This is a genomic window from Aquimarina callyspongiae, assembly GCF_034322225.1.
Lineage (GTDB): Bacteria > Bacteroidota > Bacteroidia > Flavobacteriales > Flavobacteriaceae > Aquimarina.
Window position 1 is genome coordinate 547,125 of the sequence record NZ_JAXLPA010000002.1, and the last position, 26,908, is coordinate 574,032.

The following is a 26,908-nucleotide window of genomic DNA, read 5'->3' on the forward strand; positions in this document are numbered from 1 at the left end:
ACAATTTTGAAAAGGTTTAATCCGTAATCATAAAATTATTTGATAGACTTATTCAATCTTATCATAATTTTCTGACTGTGCGTAATGCCCTTCTTCGTCAAGAGTGATTTGTTGATAAGAATTTTTACCCATTACCAATTCAAACCTAAATACTTTTGTAGTATCTACAATTTTCATCATTGGCCCTGAAGCATATTCCAATCTTTCTTCAAGCATACCATCTTTAATGGTATACGTACCATATCCAAACCATTCATTACTATCTTCTGGGTCAAATCTTGTCCACATTACTCTTCCTTTACTATACATTTTTACCTGGCGATACCCATTTTGATTAAGGACTGTATCTGCTACTTTATCATTTTCATAAAGAAAATGATGCTTAAGTTCCCAAACACCTTCTAGGTTATAAGGCTCAATGGATGCCGAATCTCTTTTTTCTGGAATTATAAAAATAGAGCACATCCCTACTAAAATTAATACAAAGGTTTTCATAATAGAGAGGTTTTAATCTGTGATTCAATAATTTACGAAAATTTTGTGAGATTATTTTGTTTTGAATTCTTTTTAAAATGATTTTGTGATTTATTATATATAGAATCTAGAACAGAAAATTGAATGAATATCTGTAACAAAAAAAGAGCAAATCGATAAGATTTGCTCTTTTTATAAAAACTAAAGTATTTATTAATTCGCAGAAAGTAAAGCGAAGAATTTATCCAGATTTGGTAATAATACGATTCTGGTACGTCTGTTAATAGCCATATTTTCTTTAGTATCATTTTCTACTAAAGGTTTATAACTACTTCTTCCAGATGCAATCAGTTTTGCAGGATCTACATCATAACTCCTTTGCAATTTTCTGATAATAGAAGTTGCTCTTTTAACACTTAAATCCCAGTTATCTTCTAAAACAGGAGTACTAATAGTTCTAGGATCAGTATGACCTTCTACCATAACTTCAAGACTTGGCTCAGAGTTAATTACATCAGCTAACTTTTGTAATACTCCATCAGCTTTATTGCTTACACGGTAGCTACCACTGTTAAACAACATCTTATCAGAAATAGAGATCATAACTACTGTATTGTCAATATCAATAGAAATATCCTCATCTTCTTTAAGATTATCATCAAGAGAGCTTTTTAAGTTATAAGAAACTGCAATATTCATAGAATCTTGTAATGTTTTAGCTCCTTGCAATTTTTGTGGATCTACTTTTGCCAAAGTGGCTTTCATTTTCTCTTTGGTATTATTAGAGATAACGGCAAGATCATCTACCATGACCATTTTTTGATCATTAGCTTCAGATAAAGAGTTGATTTTAGCATTATAATCAGCTACTCGAGATTCGATCTTAGCAAATTTAGCTTCCAATTCCTCTTTTTCTACTGTAGTTTTTTGTAGTGTACCTCTAGTATTCTGTAGTTCTTGCTCAAGAGCAACATACTTTTTCTTAGATACACATGAGGTCATTATCAGAACTCCTGATAAAGCGATTAGTGTGAACGATTTTTTCATGGTTATTTAATTATTCTTGATTACGCCATGATAAACTTTAAGATATTTCAATTATTGTTATAGCACTTACTAATTTTTTCACATCAAATTCTTAAAATATGTTAATAATTTTTGGTTCAAAAAAGTTATCCGTAAGTGACTTACTGGAATACTGTATTTTTTTACAGAGTTTAATTAATTGATTTTCAATTATATATTGCACTTTGTTATACAGTTATTTTATATTTTTTGGTTAAGTAATAGTAATTTATTGTAACAACATATTATTTTTACCGTCATATTGTAGATAAAAAGACACCCGGATCTATACCTACTTTGAAATTTTAAAATGAATAATAATTAATGTTTTTTGTAAAAAAAAGGCTGGTAATATCCGGTATATTTACTTTCTTCTCATTTATAGCTATCAATGCTCAAGAATTATCTACAGAGCAAAATGATGCACCTATTGAATATAAAGAATTAATGGTCAACGGAGAATTGATTTATTTGCCCATTTATCAAACGTATCAAACTTTGAACGGTAAAATAAGTGAAGAAAAAAATACAGTATTTACAGTAAACTGGGACAATAATAAATTTAACCCGTTTAAAAATGAGAGCCTGCAGTATCCTTTTCAATTAGAGTTTAAGGATACTAGTTTTTCATCTCCTGTGGATAGAAAAATGGTTGTAACTTCTCGTTATGGATGGAGAAGAGGAAGACCACATCAAGGAATAGATATTGATCTTGTGACTGGGGATAAGGTAAAAACCATTTTGGATGGCAAAATTAGATATGTTGGCTATCATGGTGGTCACGGAAGAACTATTGTTGTTAGACATAATAATGGTTTAGAAACTGTTTATGCACATTTATCAAAATATCTGGTAAAAGAAAATGATGAAGTAAAAAAAGGACAGGCTATTGGTATAGGAGGTGTTTCTGGTAATGCTAGAGGTAGTCATTTGCATCTTGAAGTGAGATATCATGGTAAAAGTATTCACCCAGAATATCTATTCGATTTTATTGAAAACACAAAAGTAAGGTCGGATAAATTGTATGTTACAAAAAAATGGATGAACCCAAGATATCATAGATCTACTCGCAAGAGTAAAGTTGTGGTACATACTACTCTTGAGGATGCAGAAAAATTTAAAGAACAGCGTAAGAAGATATATACAGTAAGAAAAGGAGATACTCTTCATCGTATAGCAAATAAACACGGTCTTGCTGTTTCCGAAATTTGTAAACTCAATTCTATTCGCTACAATTCTGTTCTCAAAATAGGACAACGAATATTGATTAATTAGTTACAGGATCTTCTTTTAGATATTTATGAATCATCTCTAATAAGTGATCCTTGTCATACGGTTTTAGAATATAATCATTTAAACCGGCTTGGATGATCTGGCGATTTAGTTGGGTTACATCAACAGCTGTCAAAGCGATTATAGGAGTATGAAGATCAAACTCGCGGATTCTTTTAGTAGTTCCAATTCCGTTTAGTTTTGGCATATTGATATCCATAAGAATAATATCGTAATTATTCTCTTTTGCTAATTCGATTGCATCAAAACCATTATCAATTGTGGTACAATCAAAATTTTCTCTGGATAACATTCTGTCTGCTACCAACAAATTAAGTTTATTATCATCAACGATTAATGCTTTTGGTTTAGCATCAGAAAAAGTAGTTTCATTATTATTACTTTGTTGTATCTCAAAATCTGCTACAAAGGCATAGGCTGATCCAGCATTTGAATTAGCTTCAATGACAATTTCTCCGTTAATAGCTTTAGATAATTTTTTTACAATTGAAGAGTTAATACCGTTCCCTAGGTAAGATTTTTTTATTTTTTCGATATTAACGAATTCCTGATAAATGAACCTTTCATCTTCTTCAGAAACTTCATTTCCATCGTGTTTAATTTTAAAAGAGATATTATAATGATTCCCTTTTTTCTTTATAAGATTTACTGAAAAGTATACATTTCCGTTTCTTGTAAACCTTAATGCATTACCGATTAGATTAATAAGAATTTGAGATAAAATAGGGGAGTCTCCCTTAATTAAAGTATTGATATCTGGGTCAAACTCAAAATGAAGCGTATTATCACTATTCTCAGTAGCGTAACTAAAAGAATGAATTAAGTTTTGTGTTAATTCTTTTAAATCAAATGCACTATTTTGTGGTGTGATTTTTTCTGAATCAATATCATTAACTTGTAGAATGTTGTTGACCAGTGATAATAAATGATTCCCAGAAAATTTTAAAGATTTCAGTTTTTTATTTTCTTTAAGATCTGGATTTTCTGCAACCAAAAGATTGGTTAATCCCATTATACCATATAAAGGAGTCCTCAATTCCTGACTTAAAGATGAAACGAATTCTCTTTGTGATTGAGCACGTTTTTCTGCTTTTGTCCGTAATGATTCTAATTCTTTATTTTTATGGTTAAGAGCAATGGTTGCACGTATCCATAAAAAAAGAAATATCCCCGACAGTACTCCTCCAATTATATAATAGGTCATAGCAATTTTTTATGGGAACAAAGTAAGAAATATAAGGATTATCTTACAAGCATATTCGGGCTTTTTTTATCAGATTGTTAATTTTCAGGCCTAAAATTATAGCTCTTAGGTATAACATCGTTTAAAAATGTTTTTGGTGGAGAAATAATTACTTTGTAGCAGGGTATTATTAACATTAAATAGTATTAATATTGATTTTACATTATGTCATTGATAATGAAGTATATTTAGAGGTATTAAGTACTGATGTAGGTTTTTAAAGAAAATATCGACTTATGATTTGTAATATCTAATTGCTGGTATAGTCTTTGTTTTATAATCGAATAGAATACAATGATTTTGGAAGTAACTAGTGTAAGGAAATTACAGATTGTTTATCTTTACAATATCATAAAAAATGAAATGAATAAGAAACTTATTATAATATTAGTTTTATTATTTTCTACCAGAGGCTTCATTCAGGCTCAGGTAGAGACCTCTAATTCATTTCGAATTGATGCGGATAGTAATCTCAAGACTAATGAGCTAGGTTTATCCAAAAGCCTTATTACTCCTAATCCTGATAGACAATTTAATTTTTATAAATCGATTAGAGATTCATTAAAGCTTTATCCTGAAAAGAAACCATTTAGTATGATTAACGATAATGGTCTTTTATCTCCTCAGGCACAGGCAACGCCAAAATGGTTTAAAAAAGATAAAGAGATAAGAGAAGAATATAAGAGTGATCAATACTTAGGAGATTTTAAAAGTGGAGGTTTATTTGTTCAGCTAGTATATAGAGATCATGAATATGTAGATGGAGATTTGGTTCGTATTTATGTAAATGATGATGTAATCAGGTCAAATGTTTTTCTTGGAGCAAGCTTTGAAGGTATCAAGATAAACCTAGTAAAAGGGTTTAATAAAATTGATATAGAAGCTCTTAATCAAGGAACTTCTGGACCTAATACTGCAGAGTTTCATCTATATGATGATCAAGGCAATATAATTACTGCAAATGAATGGAATTTAACTACCGGTGTAAAAGCTACACTGATTGTTATTAAAGAATAAACCTTCTAAGGGATATCACTTTCTGACTCTTCATTCTGATTTTCAACGTCCTTGGTAAGATCTAATTTTCTAAAATCAGGAGAAAAAATACCAGTTAACACTACTGTTAGTAACGTCATACTACCACCAAATACTACTGCGGTAACGGTTCCCATATATCGCGCTGTTATTCCACTCTCAAAAGCACCTAATTCATTTGAAGAACCAACAAACATAGAATTAACAGAAGCAACGCGGCCACGCATATGATCAGGAGTTTTAAGCTGTAAAATTGTCTGTCTAATCACCATAGAAATACCATCAGTTACACCACTTAAGAATAATGCAATTACGGATACCCAAAATATTGTAGAAACTCCAAAAACAATAATACATATCCCAAAACCAAATATAGCTGCCAGTAATTTCATTCCTGCCTTTTTACTTATCGGAAAATATGCCGTTGTGAACATAATGATAAATGCACCTACTGCTGGTGCTGCTCTTAGGATTCCAAAACCTTGAGGCCCTACTTTTAGAATATCTTGTGCAAAAACCGGTAATAATGCAACAGCTCCACCAAATAGTACTGCAATCATATCTAGAGTAAGAGCTCCTAAAATTGCTTTTGTATTTAATACAAATTTTAACCCTTCTTTTAAACTTATGAGGATTGGCTCACCAATTTTAGGATTCATTATAGGTTTTTTAGGAATTAGAGATGTCCCAAAAAGTGCAATTATTGCACAACCAAGAACCAACAACATAGACAAATGAACATCTATTAGGTTTATAGCAAAACCTGCTAAAGCCGGTCCTAATACCGCACCAATTTGCCAAGTAGAACTACTCCAGGTAGCGGCATTTGGATATAATTTTTTTGGAACAATCAGAGCTAATAAAGAAAAAATAGTTGGCCCTAAAAACGCTCTTACGATACCTCCAAGAAATACCAGAAAATAAATACCATATAATGTAATCCCTTTGGGTAAAGAAGAGGTAATGCTTGGTAAGGTAAGAATAAATAACCCCGTACTAATAACAGAAAAACCAATAATACATTTAACCAAGAGGCTTTTCTTTTCCTTTTGATCTACAACATGACCAGCGAGCAAAGCAAGCGAAACAGCCGGAATTACTTCCATAAGCCCAATTATACCAAGAGATAAAGGATTTTTTGTAAGACTGTAGACTTCCCATTCAATAACAATAAATTGCATGGTCCACGCCAATACCATGGCAAAACGTACGATTAAAAAAATATTGAACTCTCTATATCGTAACGCTGCATATGGATCATTTTTCATTAAAAAAACTTTGGTGGATTTAAAAAACAAATATCCTGGATTGCTTAGTTATCTTTAAGTATAAAATTGTATTTAACCTTAGTTTAACTATACCTTACAATAAGGTAATTCTGATTGAAAAAAATGTTATTTTAAAATTTATTCAAAATTATATGTGATTTTTTTTAGTGCGAGAATACTAATAAGAAAAAGAAGGTAGAATGAGTAAAGAATCTCTATTTACAAAGCTCATAAGAGATAATGAGGGTGTTATTTTTAAGATAACTACCATTTATACAGATAACCAGGAGGATCAAAAGGATCTATATCAGGAAATAGTATTTCAGTTATGGAAAGCCTATGATAATTTTAGAGGAGATGCTAAAATTAGTACCTGGATGTATAGAGTTGCTTTAAATACCGCAATTACCCGGTTAAAAAAAGAAAAACGAAAGGGGAATAAGGTGGGAATTGATAAAGTAATAATGAAACAGACTGAGCAATATGATACAGCGTTTGAAGAAAAATTAAGAGTGTTGTATACACATATCCAAGGTCTTAATGAATTAGAGAAAGGATTAATGTTGCTACTGTTAGAGGGTAAGAAGTATGAAGAAATTGCCTCAATTACCGGATTATCACCTAGTAATGTAGGAACGAGAATTTCTAGAATCAAACAAAAACTGAAGACACAAATTGTAAAAAAATAAGGAGTATGGAATTAGAAGAAATGCAGGCTGTTTGGTCAGATCTAAGTGATCAATTAGAGAAACAAAAAAAGTTAACAGATAAAATGATAATTATGATGACAGAAGAACAATACAGAAGTAAGTGGAAAAGAATAGCATATCCTGAAATAATGGGTGGTATAATTTGTTTTGGTGTGGCTTTACTTATTTTAATAAATATGAAAACACTTGAGACTTGGTATAATATAACATTTGGGATTGCTTCAGCAATTATCCTTTTGATATTACCAATATTATCTCTAAAATCCATTACTAAAATGAGTAGAATTAATTTTGCAGAAAAAAGCTATAAAGACACATTGTTGGTATATGCTAAAAGTAAAAAACAGTTTCAATCAGTACAAAAAGTGGCATATTATCTTAGTTTTATATTAATGTTTTTGATTCTTCCCGTAACATCAAAAATATTAGGAGATAAGGATATGTTTACGGGAGTCAAGAATATATGGCCATTAGTAATATTTATTCCTTTAGGAGTAGCTTTCCTGGTATTTTTTAGTAAATGGGTACATAAATGCTATAATAGAAATATTGTAGAGGCTGAAAACCTTATCAAAGAAATCCACGGAGAGGAATAGTTTTAATAAAATTAAACCAGAATCATCATGATGATTCTGGTTTAAAAAAGTATAATAGTTAGTGTAACTATGAGATCCATCCTTTAGATTTTGCATTTCTGGAAAACCATAGCAAGAAAATTGCAAAAACAAATATTATAATTGGCATATATAACCTTTCTCCGGTTAATTCTACAAAATCTTGTATAAAGAAATTATATACTTGTTGGGCAATTACTGTGATAAGAGAAATTAAGAAAAGAGGAATTGCCCATTTTTTTCTTAAAAGTAATCCCAAGCATCCTAAAACTCCTGAAAATACAGCTATTGCAAAAACAGCAGTAACCCAAGCTGGTGCATTATTATAAAAATTCTGATCAGCTTCAGGAAGTGCGGCAAGAGCTTCCTCTGTTATGTAAGCTTGTCCTAAATAGGCCATAACGCCCATAATATTCCATATTAAACCGATAATACTAATAATCCAATACCATACAGGTGTTTTGTTAGTTGTTTCCATAATATTTGGTTTGTTTTATATATAAAAAGTTGTTTTGTGTATAACAATGTAGCCAGAAACCTAATAAAAAACAAATAAACCTGTTTGAGATAAACTATATATATGTTTAATAATGTAGATTTTAGATCTTCATTTTTTTGATATAATGGTTTGTTTAAGTTTTAAAAAAAAGAGAAATATTAATTGAAAATGAGAGGCATTTTAGAGTTTTTTGGTAGAGAAGATATGGCGACTAATTTCTTTAATAGAGATAATGTTTAGAGGAAATTCCATAAATACATGCAAGAAACTAGAAAATAACAATATGGATAGACCTACTCCGTAATCATAAAAATATAACCCAACAGAACCTACCCAAAGGATTAAGATAAAAACTGATCTTTTTTTTGTTAGTTTTTTGTGCCAGCCTATAACTGTAGTTTTTGAAAACCAATTAAGATAATGATACATGTATGCAAATGCAATAAACATCTGGATTTTGAGATCTGCTTTTTCATAAAAAAAGAAGGTAGTGCCATCAGATATCCCTAAAATTTTAGATAGATTAACATTCAAAAGATGAAAACTATTTCCGATATAAGTAGCTTTTATGGTATCTGAGAACTTGTAAATACTTTGGTCAATAGTTAAAAAAATAATTATCACAGGTATGAGTATCATTAATATGATATTAAAAATACCTATCCAGCTCTTAGATTTAAGATTGCCATACCACATAAAAAATACAGTAAAAATATACACGTGAATAACAGTAGGAAGAAAAACACCTATAATGATATGATATATTGAAATCTCGTGTAACAAAATAGCCAAAATAACAGCTAAAGAAATGATAATATATTGATGTCTTTTATTTTGAAATATAACAAATGAAAAAGCTGAAATAATACCAATTAGAAACAATGCATTTAGATATCTTGGGACTGTGAACCTTAGTTTTTGTATAATCGGGACATCTTGTAAAGTGTCAAAAAATGGTAATTTTAATAAAAAAGGAATGGATAGTAAAAAGGCAAATGATAAAGTTATATAAATCCAGTTTGTATTGTTTACAAAATATTTTTTGTCACGAATCCAATTAATTTCTGTAAAGTAGTGTAGTGGACCTAGAATTGCATAGGCAAAAAGAAAAAGTTGAAAGGGTAGGAAGTAAGCTAATCCAAAAGATAGAAGAATTAAAAAAGTATTGAGGTAATCTATTTTGTTAACTTTCATAAGATTAAAAATATAAAAAGCTCCCGTAAATCTTCGGAAGCTTTTTATATTTTTTTATAGTTAGAAATTTATTCAATAACCATTCGTTTTGTATCTACTTTTCTCCCTTCTACATATAAAGTGTAGTAATACACCGCAGCAGCAAGACCATCACTATTGATGTTTAACTCACTATCACCACGATTATCAAGTGTTATATTAGAAATTATTTTACCACTTCCGTCACTAAATACGATAGCCGCCTTACTTATATTAAGTGGCAAGTAGTATTTTATAGAACTGGTGCCATTAAATGGATTAGGAATATTTTGATATAGTATTGGAACGTTGGCTTTTTGATCAGGATTTTCTTCTACACCTAGAGGATCACAGGCGCAATCTTCTAATGCTGCAAGTCTGGTTAATAAGTCATCTATTTGAGCTTGTTGATTTGTATTTTCTGCTTCTAAAGCTGATAGAATAGGGGAGAGATCTACGGTTGCAGACGCTCCATTTTCAATTTGAATAGTTAAATCATTTCCAGATAAGGAAGCTCCAGTAATATCTTGACTGTCCGAACTAAGATAAGAAGAAAGATCAACAGTATTAGTTCCTCCAGAAATACTTAATGTATTACCACTTAAAGAAAGTTCTTGATTATCAGTATTGGTATAGCCAGATAAATCCACAGAGGTAGCATCATTTGTTAAACTTAAAGTATTTCCTGAAAGATTCAAATCTTGAGAGTCAGTATTATCCAGGTATCCTGAAAGATCAACTGTTGCTGTTCCTCCCGAAATACTTAACGTATTAGTCGCTATGGATAGTTCTTGACTATCTGTATTATCTAAATACCCTGATAAATCCACAGAAGTGGCATCATTTGTTAAGCTTAGGGTATTACTTGATAAACTTAAATCTTGAGTATCAGTATTATCAAGATATCCTGAAAGATCAACGGTATTAGTTCCTCCTGAAATACTAAGTGTATTTGCAGCTACAGATAATTCTTGACTATCAGTATTATCTAAATATCCTGATAAATCCACAGAAGTAGCATCATTTGTCAGGCTTAATGTGTTACTTGACAAACTCAAATCTTGTGCATCCGTATTGTCTAAATACCCTGAAAGATCAACAGTATTAGTTCCTCCTGAAATACTAAGGGTATTTGCAGCTACAGATAATTCTTGACTATCTGTATTATCTAAATATCCAGATAAATCTACAGAAGTAGCATCATTTGTTAGGCTCAGGGTGTTGCTTGATAAACTCAAATCTTGCACATCTGTATTATCAAGATATCCTGAAAGATCAACAGTATTTGTTCCTCCAGAAATACTTAGAGTATTAGTTGTTATAGATAGTTCCTGGCTATCTGTATTATCTAAATATCCTGATAAATCCACAGAAGTAGCATCATTTGTTAAGCTTAGGGTGTTGCTTGACAAACTCAAATCTTGTGTATCTGTATTATCAAGATACTCTGAAAGATCAACAGTGTTTGTTCCTCCAGAAAGACTTAAAGTATTAGTTGCTATAGATAGTTCTTGGCTATCTGTATTGTCAAGATACCCTGAAAGATCAATGGTTCCAGTGTCTCCTGTAATACTTAGGGTATTTGAACTTAACGATAATGCTTGACTATCTGTATTATCTAAATATCCTGATAAATCTACAGAAGTAGCATCATTTGTTAAGCTTAATGTGTTACTGGATAAACTCAAATCTTGAGCATCAGTATTGTCAAGATATCCTGAAAGATCAACTGTTGTTGTCCCTCCAGAAATACCTAAGCTATTTGTTGCTAAAGAAAGTTCCTGATTGTCTATTTGTGTTGTCCAGGTTAATGCTCCAGAGCCATCTGTAGTTAATACTTGTGTTGTTGTACCATCAGTAATCGGAAATTCATAGGCTCCGGCAATGTTAAGGCTATTGGCAATTTGCATTTTTCCTTCTATGCTAATCGCAGCTACCGGAGCAGCATTATAAGGTCCCCAGGTCCAACCATTATTTGTAGAAGTACTCATGGTATTTTTAATACTCACCCCAGTAACAGGTCCGTAGTCAAAATTGGTTCCTCCACCATATGAAATTTTATATCGTTCACTAGAATTAAATTCTATTCCATTAGATTCTCCAAAATTGAAGCGTACAATATTATCCCCCATATTTAGGGTAGTAGTAGCTGTATGATCTCCTAAGTTATCTTTAATTGCGCTATTCCACTCGGTACCATTCCAAAAATATAACGCTTTTTCATCAGTATCATATACCGTTAGTCCTTCTTCGGTTTCACGAATACCTCTAGATGATGGGAAATCAGGAAATCTAGGTTCTAACCCGGTACGTTGGGCTGTTGTCAATCTGTTTATAAACAAACCTTTATCATTTCCTGTAAGGTCTAATGAAGCATATGCGTTTGGGCTATTGGTCCCTATACCTACTCTTACAGAGTTAGTAGCACCTCCTAATATCATGGTGTCATCTTCTGTAGCCTGAGCTCCATATCCAATGGCAATGGCATTGTTTGCACTTACAATGGCATTTGTACCAATAGCTATATTATTAATTGCATCCGGATCTCCATTAGTATTGTCTATAAGATCGTTGGATTGCGCTCCTTCTCCAATCACTATGGCTCCTTGGTTTTGGGCTATGGTATTCCCTCCAACGGCAATGGCTTGATTTCCACTCACATTGGTTTGATATCCAATTCCTATAGAAAGATCATCGGTCATATTTCCTTGCCTACCTATCAATATAGAGTTATCTCCTGCGGCATTTATAGTTGCTTGATATCCGATTCCTATGGCCGCAGTTGCATTACCAACATCTGCTTCTGTACCCACAGCAATACCATATTGACCATCTACTCGGGTACTATATCCTATCAAGGTTACATCATGATTACCTGCATCTGCATTGGCACCTATAAAAGTAGCTCTACTGGTATTGGTTCTAGAACCTACCGAGATTGATACCGTAGGGGTAGGTTGTCCAGATGCTCCAAAACTTGCAAAAGCTCCCATACCAACATTATCTTCTCCTTCACGATTACTGGAACCCGCAAGTACTCCCACATAGGTATTACGATTGGCATCATCCCGGTTGTTTGTTCGGTTATTATCATAACCAGCTCTCGTACCTATGAACGTATTAAAATCTGCATATTCTGTGGCTGCTCCAGATGCCTGTCCAACCATAACATTGTAATATCCTTCACCAATATCCACTCCTGCAGAGTCTCCTATAGCTGTATTTCTATATCCATTTCTGTTATCATATCCTGCGAAGTTTCCAAAAAAAGCATTTTTAAAGCCTGTAGTATTTGTTCTACCTGCATTGTTCCCCACAAAGGTATTATCATCTGCGGTTGTATTGTTATACCCCGCATCTTCACCAATAAAGACATTGTCTTCTCCATCTATATTATACCTTCCTGCTTCTTCACCAATAAAGACGTTATCCCTACCGGTAGTATTATAACGCCCTGCTTCTGTACCAATAAAAATATTATCGGTATTAGTATTATAATAACCAGCCCATTTACCAATAAATACGTTATCAGTACCTGTAGTGTTCGTAAATCCTGCTTGTCTACCGATAAATACATTATCTGATGATGAAGTTGTATTAAACCCCGCTGCATTCCCAATAATTACATTTAAAGAACCTGTGGATAAAGAGTATGCTGCAGAATCACCTAGCATTGTATTATAATCTCCTGTTGTCATTGCTGCTCCGGCTGCAGTACCTAATCTGGTATTAGCTATTTGCGCTTGCGTGTAAATGCTACCAAAAAAGAATAAGGTAGCGATACTCCATAGTAGTCGTTTATTCATAAGGGGGCTTTTAAAAGTTTTGACAAAGAAATTGATTTGCTATAAAGAACTGATAAAAAATACCGGACAAAAACCGGACAATCCATCTTAAAGGCCTAAAATCAACATATCAAATTCAAAATAGTCATATCAGTAATACCAATTCTGACTTAAAATTATTCGCTAAGTTTTGTTCTTTTTCACTAATGCTTCAAAACAAAATTTTATTGTAGTTTAGACAATACCTACGTACCCAGTCAAGCTGAGTACAAGCCTTCTTTTTTGTCTAAACAAAAACAATCTCCACGTTTTAATTTTGAGTATTTTTAAATCAGAATTGGTATTACTTTGGCAAAAGTACATCATTTGCAAACGATTTTCACAATGGAAGGAGTGTCAAAAAGTGGCACAAAAAGGAAAAAGCACCGAAAAACGGCACTTTTAGTACATTTTCCTTGTTCTAACTTATTCTATAACCATCCGTTTGGTTGTTGCTTTTTGACCTTCGACGTATAATGTATAATAATATACACCAGTAGCGAGGCCATCGCTATTTATATTTAACTCCGATTCTCCTCGATCCTCCAGAGGAATATTAGATATTACTTTACCACTACCATCACTAAATACAATCGCTGCTTTGCTTATTCCTAGCGGTAAATAATATTTTATAGAACTGGTTCGGTTAAATGGATTCGGAATGTTTTGATATAATATAGGAACATTGGCTTTTTGATCTGGGTTTTCCTCTACACCTAAAGGATCACAAGCACAATCTTCTAATGTCTGTAATCGAGTCAATACATCGGTCATCTGAGTTTGTAAAGTTGATACTTCGCCTTGTGCTGTACTCAGATCTGATTGTAGTGTTGAAATTAACGGAGCTAAATCTACTGAAACAGAAGTTCCATTCTGGATTTCTATTGTAAGATCAGTTCCAGCTAGGGTAGCAGCAGTAAGGTTTTGTCCATCGGTATTTACATAGGCCGAAAGATCTATGGTTGTAGCGTCATTAGTCAAGCTTAAAGTATTGCCCGATAACTGTAAATCCTGAGCATCTGTATTATCGAGATACCCAGAAAGATCTACTGTATTAGTTCCTCCAGAAATACTTAATGTATTTGTCGCAATAGATAATTCTTGGCTATCTGTATTGTCGAGATACCCTGATAAGTCAACAGAAGTAGCGTCATTAGTTAGACTTAGAGTGTTACTAGACAAACTCAAATCCTGAGCATCGGTATTATCAAGATACCCAGAAAGGTCTACTGTATTAGTTCCTCCAGAGATACTTAATGTATTGGTTGCAATAGATAATTCTTGACTATCTGTATTGTCTAGATATCCTGATAAGTCCACAGAGGTAGCATCATTAGTTAGACTTAGAGTGTTACTGGATAAACTTAAATCCTGAGCATCCGTATTATCAAGATACCCAGAAAGATCTATCGTATTAGTTCCTCCTGAAAGGCTTAATGTATTCGTCGCTATTGATAATTCTTGACTATCTGTGTTATCTAGATATCCTGATAAATCAACTGTAGACGCATTTCCTGATATGCTCAAAGTGTTAGTAGCGAGTGATATAGATTGTGCATCTGTATTATCTAAATATCCTGATAAGTCTACAGAAGTAGCATCATTAGTTAAACTAAGGGTGTTGGTTGATAGGCTCAAATCCTGATTATCTGTTTGTGTGGCCCAGGTCAATGCTCCAGAACCATCTGTGGTTAATACTTGTGTTGAAGTACCATCAGTAATCGGGAACTCGTACGCTCCTGCAATATTTAAGCTATTAGCAATTTGTAATTTACCTGTATTGTCTAAAGCGGCAATAGGAAGTTCATTGTTTACACCCCAAGTCCATCCTCTTCCAGCAATGCCACTCATAGTGTTCTTAATACTTAAATCTGTAACTGATCCATATTTAAAATTAACTCCATCGCTCAATGAAATTCTATAAACACTATTACTAGTAAAACGAATTCCGTCCAAATCTCCTCCCTGCTCAAGACTTAACCTAGTTACATTATCAATATTATTTGTATTCATATCTAAAGTAGTGGTAGCCGTATGATTCCCCAGATTATCAGAGTTACTACTTATCCAAGCTGCTCCATCCCAGGTATAGAGAGAATTGTCTTCGTTATCATAAACGATAAGTCCCTCATCTGTAGTCCCAAGATTTCCTTCTAATGAAGTACGTTGCGCATTGGTAAGTCTATTGATTTGTAATCCTTTATCTGTGTCTGCTAGTTCTAATGAAGCATTTTGATTAGGTGCTGTGGTACCAATCCCCACACTTACACGATCTGTACTGGTTACTCCTCCTAAGACCATGCTATTGCTAGTGGTGGCACTAGCACCATATCCTATTGCTGCAGAGTATTTAATATTTTCTCCAATGGTTACTGATTCTCCAATGGCCAAACCATATTGCCCTAAAACATTGGCTTCATAACCCAAGGCAATTGAACTGGTATCTGCCACAGCGGTTCTACCAATTGCAACCGCATTGGTATATGTTGTACTGGATTCCCGGCCAATCGCAACCGCATTGTTATGAGTTGTATTAACCTCTCTACCTATTCCAATAGAATTACTTCCTGTTACATCCGCCAAATACCCTACAGCTATACCATCAGTATTGTCGGCATCAGCATAGGCTCCTATAGAGATAGCTCTTGCTCCAAATGTTTCTGCGTCGTATCCAAGTGCTACAATATCATCACCTCCACTATTAGCAAATGTTCCTATATAGGTACCTCGATCATAATTACGATTAGAACCTCCTCCAGCTACAGGACCATTTCCATCTCCTGGATAGTAACCTGTACTTGCTAATTGATCTGCTCCATATCCCAAAGCAGTGTTGTAAGACCCCTCTCGATTAGAAGATCCAGCTCCAACTCCAACATAGGTATTAAACCAAGCTCTTGTATTTGTAGATGTATTATTCGTTCTATTATTATCATATCCTGCGTAAGCTCCAATAAAGGTAACGCCTGTTGAATATTCAGATCCAGCTCCTGAACCTGCTCCTATAAAGGTATTCCATCGACCGGTAGAGTTATCAATCCCTGCAGAATCTCCAACAGCAGTATTATGATGGCCATCACGATTATCGTATCCAGCTTCGGTGCCAAAAAAAGCATTACGATATCCAGTGGTATTCGTCCTACCTGCTGTACGACCTACAAAAGTGTTATCACTACCTGTGGTATTATTATATCCTGCATCTTCACCAATAAAAGTAAGATCATCTCCCGTAGTATTGTTTAAACCAGCTTCCTCACCAATAAAGGTTACATTTGATCCTATAGTATTATTATATCCAGCATGGGTACCAATAAAAGTACCATCGGTATCTGTATTAAAATATCCAGCACCATCACCAATAGCCGTATTATCTTGCCCGGTACTATTTGTAAAACCGGCTTGTCTACCAATAAAAGTATTTTCTTGTCCAGAAGTATTGTTATATCCTGCAGCTCCTCCTATCATCGTATTATTAGAACCGGAAGAGGTAGAATATGCAGCAGAATCTCCTAACATTACATTATAGTCTCCAGAAGTAATATTACCTCCAGCGGCAGTTCCTAGGGATTCATTTGCTGTTTGAGAATGTAAATCAAAAGTGTTGCCAACAAGAAACAAGGCAACTAAACTCCATAGTAGTTGTTTTTTCATGGTAAGGGGGAATTAGGTTATCAGCATTTATAATTTAAGTAAAAATACATATATTTTTTTAATAAAGCATTAACAATTTTATAGGTAAAAATACCTGTTTTTCTTAAAGTTGTTTTTTGTCTCTACAAATTATAACTTATATTGGCAACCCAATAATTTAACTGATGCAAATACCAACCAAACCATCTCTTATTCTCTTATTTGTTTTTGTTAGTGTATATGTTTTTGGTTATTTTTTTCCCGATTATTGGTGGAGCACAAATTTTTCGGCATTTATTTCGCCAATTTTTCTAATAGTAATTGTATTTACTGTTATTTGGTGTTTATTTAAATTGATTAGATTCAACGAAATAAAACATTCTAAGAAATATACTTTACATCTTCAATCTAAATCGATTATTTTTCTAAGTATTTCTTTTACCTTGGCTTGTCTTATTTTTGCCATGGTTCAGGATTTTTATGGAGATGCGTATAAGTTCAACAGTTTTTTACCTCAAATACCTTCAGTTATTCCTAAAGGCACTCATGATAAGTTTTTTAATTTCAGCTTAGCTCCCTGGGCAGGTGAGGGAACCGTTTTAGCTATTATTACTTATATATCATATTATTTTCAGGTTACCTACAAAACAGCTTTCTTAATTTTTGATGCTATTTTTGGAGGTCTTTTTGTCTTTACCTGGTTACATTTTGTTAGTAGATTTGTTACTAATCAAGGATGGAAAATCGTTTTAGTCCTGGCAGGTCTTTCTGCACCTTTTGTATTGGTTTTCTTTGGTCATATAGAAATTTATGCGCCAGTATTTTTTATTAATTTACTCTGGATTTATGTTGCATTACTATATATAAAAACTGATAAAAAACAGTTGATCTGGCTATTGGTTCTGATACTACTAATAAGCTTGAAACTTCACTCCATTGCAGTTTTATGCATTCCTGCTCTATTAGTTATTGTTTGGAAGCATTTTAAAAAATCATATCCTAGTTGGAAGCAGATAGGGTATTTTATAATTGTTCCGATTTTTGTGATTGGAGCCATACTATATTTCTTTTATTTTGAAGATCATATTGATGATCGAAGTCTTCAAAGAACGGCTATGGCTTTTGAGCACATGTTTCTTCCTTTGTTTACACCTGAAGCACCTTTGGATCAGTATAACTTACTCAGTTTTAATCATTTTTTTGATTACTTCCAGGTAATCCTGTTATGGTCTCCCATTGCTTTGTTTATTATTACCTTGTTTTTAGTGTTAAAACGAAATGAAATTGACTGGGAGGCTCCTGAAATATTAATATCTGGGCTTTGTTTATTTTTGTTTATAGCTTTCTTTTTTGTAGTGAATCCTTTATTAGGAATGCCCATTGATTGGGATCTTTTTTCGTTACCAGCACCTTATTTACTTGTGTTTACGGTTGTTTTAACTTCTCAATTAGAAAGTTCTTTGCGACCTCAAAAAGTACTGTATGCCTCTGGAATAATAGCATTGTTAAGTATTCCTTCTTTTTTGGTACATCAATCAGAACGTTCTTTATCTCATCGATTAGAAAGTGTAGCTGTACGAATGTATAATACTTATTATGAATGGACAGCCCAAACAGTTGACAATGCTTTTTCTCTTGATAATGAACATAATATTAATCGATTAGAACGTGGAGAGGCTTTTATCAACAAGCTAACTTCCAAAGCTCAAAAAGGAATCGATTATGAATACAGTGCTCTTCTTATTGATCAGGGGCGATATCTTTTAAGAGTTCAAAAGAAACCTCGAGAAGCTCTTAAGTTGTTTAAATCAGCTCAGGAATATTCGAAGGCTAACAATGCTAAATTATTATCATTAGAAGCTTATTTTATGCTTAATCAGTATGAAGAAGCTTTCAAAATTTCTAAAGAACTAGTGAAAGTGCAATTTCCTGATGCTAAAAAGGCATTGAAAATGAATTTGCATTGTGCGCTTGAAGCAGATTTATATCAAGAAGCATTCGAAACAAGTACCATAATTTTAAAAAATTGGCCAAATGACGAAACTTCTCAAGAAGTATATCAACGTTTAAAAAGTAATGATCGCATAAAAGAATTGAAGTTTTTGTTTGCAAATTCTTTTAGGAAATAAAAATTAGAAGTATTGGTAAAACTTCTCATTGGCAATTGCCAAAAGCTCTTTATCTCCACTACTATTACCATAAGCATAACTGTATGTAATGGATTTGAAATCAAACGTTTCCTTGATTCTAGATACTTTTTCAGGACCATTACAATTTTTACCATTCAGTTTACCGGTTACTTTTCCATCTATGATTTCAGCTTCAGTTGAGATAAGGTCAATATCTAAATCATCACACCAAGGCTGTATCCATTGAGAAAGAGAAGCGGTTATAACCACTACTTTATGTTTCTGTTCTTTATGCCATTGGATTCTTTTTAAAGCTTTAGCGTGTATAATGTTAGGTAATTGTCTGTTACAATAATCCACACCTAATTGCTTAAATTTATTTTTTGACAATCCTTTGTAGTAGTGTTTAAGAAATAATTCTTTCATACGTTGACCAGGAAACCAATTAAGTTTATAGAATAGTATATGAATCGAATATAATAGTAGACCTAGTTGTAATTTACGTTTGCCATGAGTAAACTTTACAAAATCAAGAAAACTGTCTTTTTTTGTAATGGTACCATCAAAATCAAAAAAAGCAATAATCATAAATTTGTCTTTTTAAAAATAAACTCAGGAATTGATCGAATCAACCACATAATATATTTCCATTTCCATCCAACATAAACCACATTTCTTTTATGTTGTTGAGCTTTAAAAACAATACTTGCTAGTCGTTCAGGCTCAATAGAAAGCAATTTTGGTGTTTCTAAATGTGCTATCATTTTGGTATTCACAAATCCAGGTTTGACCGTAATTACATGTACACCTTTATTCACAAATCTAGCTCTTAGACCACTTAAGTATGTAGTAAAACCTGCTTTGGCGCTACCATAAAAATAATTACTTTTTCTCCCTCGTTCTCCGGCAACAGAACTGATTCCCATTATAAACCCATCACCAACCTGTTCTAAATATGTTGCGCATATATCCAGGATATGTACACAACCCGTGTAATTGGTATCTATAATTCGTTTGGCTTCTTTGGGGTCTTGTTGAGCCAATTGTTGATTCCCCAGATATCCTACACAGCATATGATCCCAAAGGGTTTGGTTTTTAAATTACTAAAAAATGATTGATGTGTGTCATATTTAAGAGCATCAAAATGAACTAATTGAACAGAGACTCCTTGCTTTTCTTCAATAGAAGTTTTGAATTGAGATAATACTTCAATTTCACGACCAGCCAATATCAAATGATACCCATTTTGGGCATAAATTTCTGCTAGAGCTTTGCCAATATCACTTTTAGCTCCAAGAATAAGAATGTGTTTCATATTGATTAATCCAATCTTCCAGATATTACAAGCCTAACCTTTTTGATTGTAAGGATTGTAATTGCTCCAGGTTGTATTGTTTTCTAAGGTTTTTAAATTTTTTTATTTTCGAATATCCAGCTTCAAAAAAATCTTTACTCATTCTAACATCTTTTGCCATATATCCTCGTCCGCCATATTGCAAAACAATTTTATCTAGTTGCTCCAAAAATTCTAATAATCCTTTCTTTATTTTAAAATCCATTGCAATGGTATATCCTTCTAGAGGAAAAGATAAAAGATTTTCGTTTTCCTTACCTAAAGATTTCAGTACTGTTAAATATGATGTATGTTGACTACTAGCCACGGCCAATAAAAGCTCTCCCATTCCTTTAAAACTATTCTCTTTAGGAATTATAACCTGATATTGTAAAAACCCTTTTGTACCGTAGATACGATTCCAGTTTTTAATAGCATCTAAAGGGTAGAAAAATGTATCTATGGATATTTTTTCAGAAACCTGAAGAAATTTTCTATAATAATATTTATTATATAACTTTATACTAAAAGGGTTTAACAAAAATGAAGGAAACCACTTTGGGATACTTATCTTTTGTTTAAACGAAAATGAAAAATTTTGGTCGTTAGCATGTTCTCCTATGAAAAACAACCCTTTTCCTAATTCTGAAGTTTTAGTAGTTGCATCTATCCACGCAACACTATAAGTGGCATTCTTATATTTATCAAAAGTTTCAAAAATATTTTCTAAATTTTTGACTTGTAGAACTTGTTGATCTATAAAAGCACTTTTGATCGGAATAAGCTGTATAGTAGCTTGCAGAATTATCCCTGTAAGTCCCATTCCGCCACAAGTAGCTTTGAAAATTTCAATATTTTTGGTTTTAGAACAAGTAATAATAGTGCCATCTGGTAACAATAATTGAAGGCTTATGATGTGATCACTAAAACATCCTTTTTTATGATGATTTTTACCGTGTACATCTGAAGCTATAGCGCCTCCTATGGTAATATATTTGGTTCCCGGAGTAACTGGTAGAAACCATTTTTCAGGTATTATTCTTTTTAAAATATCAGATAATAAAATCCCTGATTGACATCTAAAAATTCCTTTTTCTAAGTCAAAAGAAATGATTTTATTGGATTTTATCGTTTGTATTGAATCTATTTGCAAAGCACAATCCCCATAACTTCTTCCATTTCCATAAGGAACATACTCTTTATTACTTAACGAAGATGGGATTTTTTCAGAATTTATATAATGTAATTGAGATAACACCTTAGGATAATTTCCCCAGGATCTTAATTGGACCATATGTTTTGGAATAGTACTCATAAATATTTAAGCATTACAAAGGTCAATACCCATAAAAGAATAATACTTTGCAATATCCAATCCTTGATAACAATGGCAGTAGGATCTTTATAGTTTTTGCTAGACATAATGATCTTCAAATATCGCATAATCCCCAACAGTACCCAAATAGCAGTTATAAAGACGTAGGGTTTTCCAATCCTTTCTACAACTTCTTTACTCAAGGTATACATTATATAAACTACTGTTATTGTAATTGATAAAAAATAAACAATTTTATTGATAGAAGAAATAGAAAATATTTGAATGTTAGATACTTTTATTCCGTTGTTAGAAGCTAAAACAATATCTGCTCTTCGTTTTGTAAACCCTAAGAATAATGATAGTAAGAATGTCATGATCAATATCCAACCTGAAGCTGGAATATGAGTAGCATAACTCCCGGCAAGAATCCTAAGAACAAATCCAAATGATATCACTAATACATCTATTATCGGAATTTTCTTTAGAACAATATTGTATGAGATATTAATGAATACATATGATAAAAAAACATAAAATAACTGAAGGCTAATTATAAAAGAAATACCTAAAACAATAAATAAAAGTGCAGTCCCGATTATTATTGCTTTGTTAATAGAGATTTTTCCTGAAGGGATCGACCTGAATTTTTTAACAGGATGTTGCTTATCTGCTTTGAAATCAAAAATATCATTAAAAATATACATACTACTGGCCAGAAAGCAAAAAAGGATAAAGGAAATAAATGAATTTATTATCAGTTCGTTACGAAATTGAAAATCAAAGAATAATGGAGCAAAAACGAATAAGTTTTTGATATAATTATCAAGCCTTAACAAGGAGGAGTATGTTCTAATTGTTTGTTTCAAGAGCTTGTATCAATTTTAATATTTGTACCCTTTGATCATTTGCAATTTTATTGCCTGGTTGCAACTCGAGGCATTTGTCAATATCTTTTAAAGCATCTGTATAATTTTCCATCAATTTATATACTATTCCTCGGTTAAAATACACTAGATAATTGGTAGAGTCATATCTATGTGCCTGATTAAAATGAAACAAAGCCTTATCATATAATGATTGATTCATCAAAATAACCCCCAAATTAATATGACCATCAACGTTATGCCTATCTACTTGAATAGCCTTTTGAAAATCGTCTGTAGCTTCAGGAATTTTCTTCTGATTAAAATAAATAGAACCTCTTTGGGTATAGGCTTTTACCATTTTTGGGTTGAGTTTAATAGCCGATGTATAATCCTGTAAAGCATTATTAGTTTGCCCAAGAACTTGATACGATGAACCTCGTAACAAATAAGCTCTGTTTATTTTGTTATTTATTGAAATTACCTGTGTGGCATCTGATATGGCTTCTGTATATTTTCCTTTTTTTTCAAAAAGAAAAGCTCTATTTAGGTATGCGTAGGGATCTTTTGGTTTTATAGCTATTGAAACATCAAAATCGTTCAGAGCTTTATCCAATTGATTAAGTTGAGCATATAAGATACCACGATTCTGATATGCTTGAAAAGATTGATCATTATATGCAATTGATAGTGTGTAATCTTGTATGGCTTTTGTTATGTCACCTTTTTTTTGATAGATATATCCTCTGTTATAGTAAGCCAGAAAATAGTCTTTTTTTAATCGTATTGCCTTATTACAATCCTGTAGAGCTTTATCTAATTGTCCATTGTTAATTCTGTATTCAGATCTGTTTATGTAAGAGATAAAATATTCAGGATAATATTTGATGACCCGACTCCATACAGTTTCTGAATTTTTCCAGGTTTGTGCATAAGAGAAGGTTGTAACGCCAAAGGTGATAATAAAAACAAAAGAAACTATCTTAACTGTAGTTTTAAGTTTTGGTTTATGATTTATAAGTCCAAAAACCCCTAAAGACAATAAATAAAACAATCCAAAATATGGTAAGTATGTAAATCGATCCGCAGTTACTGAAACAGCAAAAGATAATACCTGTATTACAGGAATAAGAGTAATAAAGAAAAATCCAAACCCAAAAACCAGATTTCTGGTAGTTTTTATTTTATAAAAACAATAGATTGCGATTGCCAATACTGGTATTGCAGCGACCGAAAAATACCAAGGCACAGGAGTTCCTGAAGGAGTTGGATACGGATGTAAGCCACTTAAGTTATAAGGAATTAATACCTTAATCAAGTATGTTAAGTATCCAAAAAAACCAACACTTAAAGAATCAAAAACCGAATAAAACTCTCTATAAAGTAAGGCGTTTCCTTCATCTTGAGCCTTAATTGAGAGATATGTAAATACTACACTTAATAGTATAAAAGGGATTTTTTCAATTAGTAATCTAGTAATATCTTTTCTTTTGGATAAGTAATCAAAAGCCCATAGTATCAAAGGAAACGTTATGGCAGATCCTTTTGAGAATAACGACAAAAGAAATAAAATGAAAGATAGTACTAGATAATATAACTTAGAGTACCTGGTATTTTTTTCAAGGTAAAAATGATAAGCAATTAATCCTCCAATATAAAACAACGTATAAAGCAATTCCTTTCTAGAAGTAACCCAAGCAACAGATTCTACATGCATAGGATGGATACCAAATAATAATGCTGTACCAAAAGCGACCCAATTATTTTTAGAAAGCCTTAAAGCCAAAAAGAAAACTAATGCAACTACTATTAAGTGAAGTAATAAATTGGTTGTATGGTATAGGGAAGGAGCTAACCCTACAAAACTATAATCTATTGCCCAAGAAATTAGTACAATTGGGTTATACGAACCATTTACTTGTAGTGTAGTAAACATTTTTTGTATACCATTCCAGGATAAATCTTGAATGATGGGATTATCAAGGATATAGGCAGGATCATCCAGATTAGTCCAGTCATTTCTTAGTGTAGGTAACAACACCAAAAAGGTGATTGCTAATACTAATACTAAGAAATTATACGGCTTACTCATTAACTCATATTTATCGTAATACTAACGAAAATAATAGTAATTGATAAAAATCACCTATTGGTTTTGAAAAGATATTTTTATATGATCGTTTTCAATTTGTTATGAGTACCTATTTTAACTTACTTTTGGTATTCAATAGTTTTGAATCATAAAACGAAATATGCAGTTCCATAATCATAAAATTTCAATATATATACCTCTAATTATAGCTCTAGGGTTTTTGTTGATCTATGTTTTGGGATTGATATGGCCTGATACTTTTTGGAGTATACATTTTTTATTTTTTCTTCCTTCAGGATTAAAATATGGTATTCCTTTAGTTGTAGCTATTATAATTTTTTATATCTACTTCAAAAAGGATAAAAATTCTATAAGGAGTTTTAAACTTACTAATACTTATACAGTAATCATTTCACTTATAAGTTTTATCATATTCTATAATTTGGATATTGTTAATGATTATTATGGTGATGCAAAGAATTTTGCTCCTTATTTGGATCAGAAGTTAACTTCATTTAAAGAAGGCTTTTGGAAAGATTTATTTTCTATTCAATTTAAAACAGGTCATGCTCGATGGGGTGTTTTCAATTTATATAGTGCCATTGCATATATATTGAAAATTAATATGTTTCAAACTTTTAAGTTAATGGATGCTCTTTTTGGGGCAGGTTTTATTTTAATATCAATTACTGCAATTAAAACATATATTAAAAACTCCAGATTGGCGATTACATTAATTCTTTTAATTTGTACAGCTCCTTTGCTTGTGATTTTTTGCGGTCATATTGAGACATATGGGCTTGTGCTTTTTTTGCAATTAACTTGGATATATTTATATGTAAAAGCATTTCAGGAAAGAAAAGTAATTCTTCTGTACGTACTTATACCATTACTTATTATATGCATAAGATATAACACTCCATCTTTTTTGTTAGCTCCAGCCTTAATCTTGGGTTTTATCCATCATTATTTTTATGACAACTCTAAGATTCGTTCATTATTTACTGCAAAAAAACTATTCTTCTACATTTTAATACCATTAGTCCTAATAGGGTTTTTTATGTACTTTTTTGTTTTAGAAGACTATAATGATTCAAGATCATTAAATGCAAATGATCAGGACATTGATCGTTTGTTTTTACCTATACTATCTCCAGACCCTCCATTAGATACCTATAATTTGTTTAGTTGGAATCATATTTCTGATTTCTTTATGGTTTTTTTCTTCTGGTCTCCAGGTATATTGTTCTTAATAAGTATCGTTTTAGTGTACCAAAAGAAATTAAAATGGAATACTCCGTTGATTAATGTAATAGTATTTACATTTATTTTGATAACAGGTTTTTTGTTTATGATCAATCCATTGATGTCTCTTCCAATGGATTGGGATTTATACACCCAATCATTCCCTTTGATATTGATGTTGTTGATACTCATATTTAATCAACAAAAAGAGACTGTGATGACAAAGAAAATAACATCCTTCTCTTTATTATTGCAGATATTATCGATTCCGATTTTTGTAGTATTAATGAATAAAACAATGCATTCATATCGTATTGAAAGTGTTGGAGTACGGGTATATAAAACATATTATCAACATTCGGATTCGTTTATGTTATATGCCTTACAGATGTTGGAAGGAAAAGACCGATATATTGCCAGAAAGAATAACTTACTTAAAAAACTAAAACCGTACACACGAGGGAGAATAGACCAAAATTATGCAGCTCTTTTATTAGATGAAGGAATTAATGCTTTTGCAAATAAAAATTATAAAAAGTCAAGAGAGTTATTACTTATTGCAGAATCTTATGCTCCATATTTAAAATTAACTCATGAATTTCTCGAAAAAGTTAACCCTATTTGGATGGAGATGGAGCTACCTATTTCTAATAAGAACAAAATGACCGCAGATTCTCTTATTAACAGAGGTCTTGAAGCTTCCAGAAAAAACAAATTTTTCAATAAAGCTTTGCGAGATTTTCAGCGAGCTTCTTATTATAACCCATATGCAAAAGATGTTTTTTTATATAGGATGGAAACCTATTTCTTTCAAAAAAAATATAAAAAAGCATTAGTACAAACAGAACGATTAATTGATCTTGAATACCCTTCTAAGCAAAATGCGTTACGGTTTGGTGTTCATTGTGCACTGGAAGCTGAAGAATATCAAATTGCTTTACAATATGCACAGGAATACATTAATTATTGGACTCAAGATCTATTTATGAAGGAGATTTATGATCGTCTAAAAAATGAAGATTCTGTATCAGAATTAAAATATAAATTTGCAAAAAAATAA

General features: G+C 32.1%; 19 protein-coding genes. 6 read left to right on the forward strand and 13 right to left on the reverse strand.

All coding sequences use genetic code 11. The features are described from left to right. Positions 1-48: 48 nt before the first annotated feature. Together U0D62_RS09475 and U0D62_RS09480 are read right to left on the reverse strand one after the other, a co-directional pair. Positions 49-495, reverse strand: a complete 447-nt coding sequence (locus U0D62_RS09475) for a hypothetical protein (protein WP_322287030.1) — start codon at positions 493-495, stop codon at positions 49-51. Between the two features lie 192 nt (positions 496-687). Then, positions 688-1,521 carry an OmpA/MotB family protein gene (locus U0D62_RS09480; RefSeq protein WP_322287031.1) on the reverse strand — a complete coding sequence of 278 codons (834 nt, stop codon included), beginning with the start codon at positions 1,519-1,521 and terminating at the stop codon, positions 688-690. A 342-nt stretch (positions 1,522-1,863) separates the two neighbouring features. On the opposite strand from U0D62_RS09480, the gene U0D62_RS09485 reads away from it, so the two are divergent. Beyond that, entirely contained in the window at positions 1,864-2,814 is a 951-nt protein-coding gene (locus U0D62_RS09485; RefSeq protein WP_322287032.1) for a peptidoglycan DD-metalloendopeptidase family protein, read from the forward strand. Here U0D62_RS09485 and U0D62_RS09490 read toward each other — a convergent pair. After that, the gene (locus U0D62_RS09490) at positions 2,807-4,036 is read right to left on the reverse strand and encodes a response regulator (protein ID WP_322287033.1); all 1,230 of its coding nucleotides are present in this window, start codon (positions 4,034-4,036) and stop codon (positions 2,807-2,809) included. The genes U0D62_RS09485 and U0D62_RS09490 overlap by 8 nt on opposite strands. A gap of 402 nt (positions 4,037-4,438) precedes the next feature. Here U0D62_RS09490 and U0D62_RS09495 point away from each other — a divergent pair, with 402 nt between their 5' ends. After that, positions 4,439-5,092, forward strand: a complete 654-nt coding sequence (locus tag U0D62_RS09495) for a hypothetical protein (RefSeq protein WP_322287034.1) — start codon at positions 4,439-4,441, stop codon at positions 5,090-5,092. Between the two features lie 5 nt (positions 5,093-5,097). Here U0D62_RS09495 and U0D62_RS09500 read toward each other — a convergent pair whose 3' ends face one another. Next, the gene (locus U0D62_RS09500; RefSeq protein WP_322287035.1) at positions 5,098-6,378 is read right to left on the reverse strand and encodes an MFS transporter; all 1,281 of its coding nucleotides are present in this window, start codon (positions 6,376-6,378) and stop codon (positions 5,098-5,100) included. A gap of 200 nt (positions 6,379-6,578) precedes the next feature. On the opposite strand from U0D62_RS09500, the gene U0D62_RS09505 reads away from it, so the two are divergent. Together U0D62_RS09505 and U0D62_RS09510 are read left to right on the forward strand one after the other, a co-directional pair. Continuing rightward, complete coding sequence (locus tag U0D62_RS09505) at positions 6,579-7,067, forward strand: RNA polymerase sigma factor (RefSeq protein WP_322287036.1); 489 nt, start codon at positions 6,579-6,581, stop codon at positions 7,065-7,067. 5 nt (positions 7,068-7,072) lie between these two features. Continuing rightward, complete coding sequence (locus U0D62_RS09510; RefSeq protein WP_322287037.1) at positions 7,073-7,684, forward strand: hypothetical protein; 612 nt, start codon at positions 7,073-7,075, stop codon at positions 7,682-7,684. 67 nt (positions 7,685-7,751) lie between these two features. Here U0D62_RS09510 and U0D62_RS09515 read toward each other — a convergent pair whose 3' ends face one another. The 4 genes from U0D62_RS09515 to U0D62_RS09530 all read right to left on the reverse strand — a co-directional run bounded on the left by U0D62_RS09515 (position 7,752) and on the right by U0D62_RS09530 (position 16,888). Continuing rightward, positions 7,752-8,180 carry a hypothetical protein gene (locus U0D62_RS09515; RefSeq protein ID WP_322287038.1) on the reverse strand — a complete coding sequence of 143 codons (429 nt, stop codon included), beginning with the start codon at positions 8,178-8,180 and terminating at the stop codon, positions 7,752-7,754. 201 nt (positions 8,181-8,381) lie between these two features. After that, the gene (locus tag U0D62_RS09520; RefSeq protein ID WP_322287039.1) at positions 8,382-9,395 is read right to left on the reverse strand and encodes a hypothetical protein; all 1,014 of its coding nucleotides are present in this window, start codon (positions 9,393-9,395) and stop codon (positions 8,382-8,384) included. Between the two features lie 68 nt (positions 9,396-9,463). Further along, the gene (locus tag U0D62_RS09525; RefSeq protein ID WP_322287040.1) at positions 9,464-13,219 is read right to left on the reverse strand and encodes a beta strand repeat-containing protein; all 3,756 of its coding nucleotides are present in this window, start codon (positions 13,217-13,219) and stop codon (positions 9,464-9,466) included. 444 nt (positions 13,220-13,663) lie between these two features. Then, positions 13,664-16,888, reverse strand: coding sequence for a T9SS type A sorting domain-containing protein (locus U0D62_RS09530; RefSeq protein WP_322287041.1), 3,225 nt, complete (start codon positions 16,886-16,888; stop codon positions 13,664-13,666). A gap of 164 nt (positions 16,889-17,052) precedes the next feature. On the opposite strand from U0D62_RS09530, the gene U0D62_RS09535 reads away from it, so the two are divergent. Then, the gene (locus tag U0D62_RS09535) at positions 17,053-18,996 is read left to right on the forward strand and encodes a tetratricopeptide repeat protein (protein ID WP_322287042.1); all 1,944 of its coding nucleotides are present in this window, start codon (positions 17,053-17,055) and stop codon (positions 18,994-18,996) included. A gap of 3 nt (positions 18,997-18,999) precedes the next feature. On the opposite strand, the gene U0D62_RS09540 is transcribed toward U0D62_RS09535, so the two are convergent. The 5 genes from U0D62_RS09540 to U0D62_RS09560 are packed head-to-tail and all read right to left on the reverse strand — an operon-like array spanning position 19,000 to position 24,603. Beyond that, a complete protein-coding gene (locus tag U0D62_RS09540) occupies positions 19,000-19,584 on the reverse strand; it encodes an HAD family hydrolase (RefSeq protein ID WP_322287043.1) in 585 nt (194 codons plus the stop codon). Further along, positions 19,581-20,312 (reverse strand): SDR family oxidoreductase, encoded by a 732-nt coding sequence (locus U0D62_RS09545; protein ID WP_322287044.1) that lies wholly within the window; start codon positions 20,310-20,312, stop codon positions 19,581-19,583. Before U0D62_RS09545 ends, U0D62_RS09540 begins: the two co-directional genes overlap by 4 nt. A gap of 25 nt (positions 20,313-20,337) precedes the next feature. Further along, on the reverse strand, positions 20,338-21,645 hold the full coding sequence (locus tag U0D62_RS09550) for an FAD-binding oxidoreductase (RefSeq protein ID WP_322287045.1): 1,308 nt from the start codon (positions 21,643-21,645) through the stop codon (positions 20,338-20,340). Then, the gene (locus U0D62_RS09555; RefSeq protein WP_322287046.1) at positions 21,642-22,514 is read right to left on the reverse strand and encodes a UbiA prenyltransferase family protein; all 873 of its coding nucleotides are present in this window, start codon (positions 22,512-22,514) and stop codon (positions 21,642-21,644) included. The genes U0D62_RS09550 and U0D62_RS09555 overlap by 4 nt, the downstream gene beginning before the upstream one ends. Beyond that, the gene (locus U0D62_RS09560; RefSeq protein WP_322287047.1) at positions 22,498-24,603 is read right to left on the reverse strand and encodes a tetratricopeptide repeat protein; all 2,106 of its coding nucleotides are present in this window, start codon (positions 24,601-24,603) and stop codon (positions 22,498-22,500) included. The genes U0D62_RS09555 and U0D62_RS09560 overlap by 17 nt, the downstream gene beginning before the upstream one ends. A 160-nt stretch (positions 24,604-24,763) precedes the next feature. Between U0D62_RS09560 and U0D62_RS09565 the strand changes: the two genes are divergently transcribed. Continuing rightward, positions 24,764-26,908 carry a tetratricopeptide repeat protein gene (locus U0D62_RS09565; RefSeq protein WP_322287048.1) on the forward strand — a complete coding sequence of 715 codons (2,145 nt, stop codon included), beginning with the start codon at positions 24,764-24,766 and terminating at the stop codon, positions 26,906-26,908.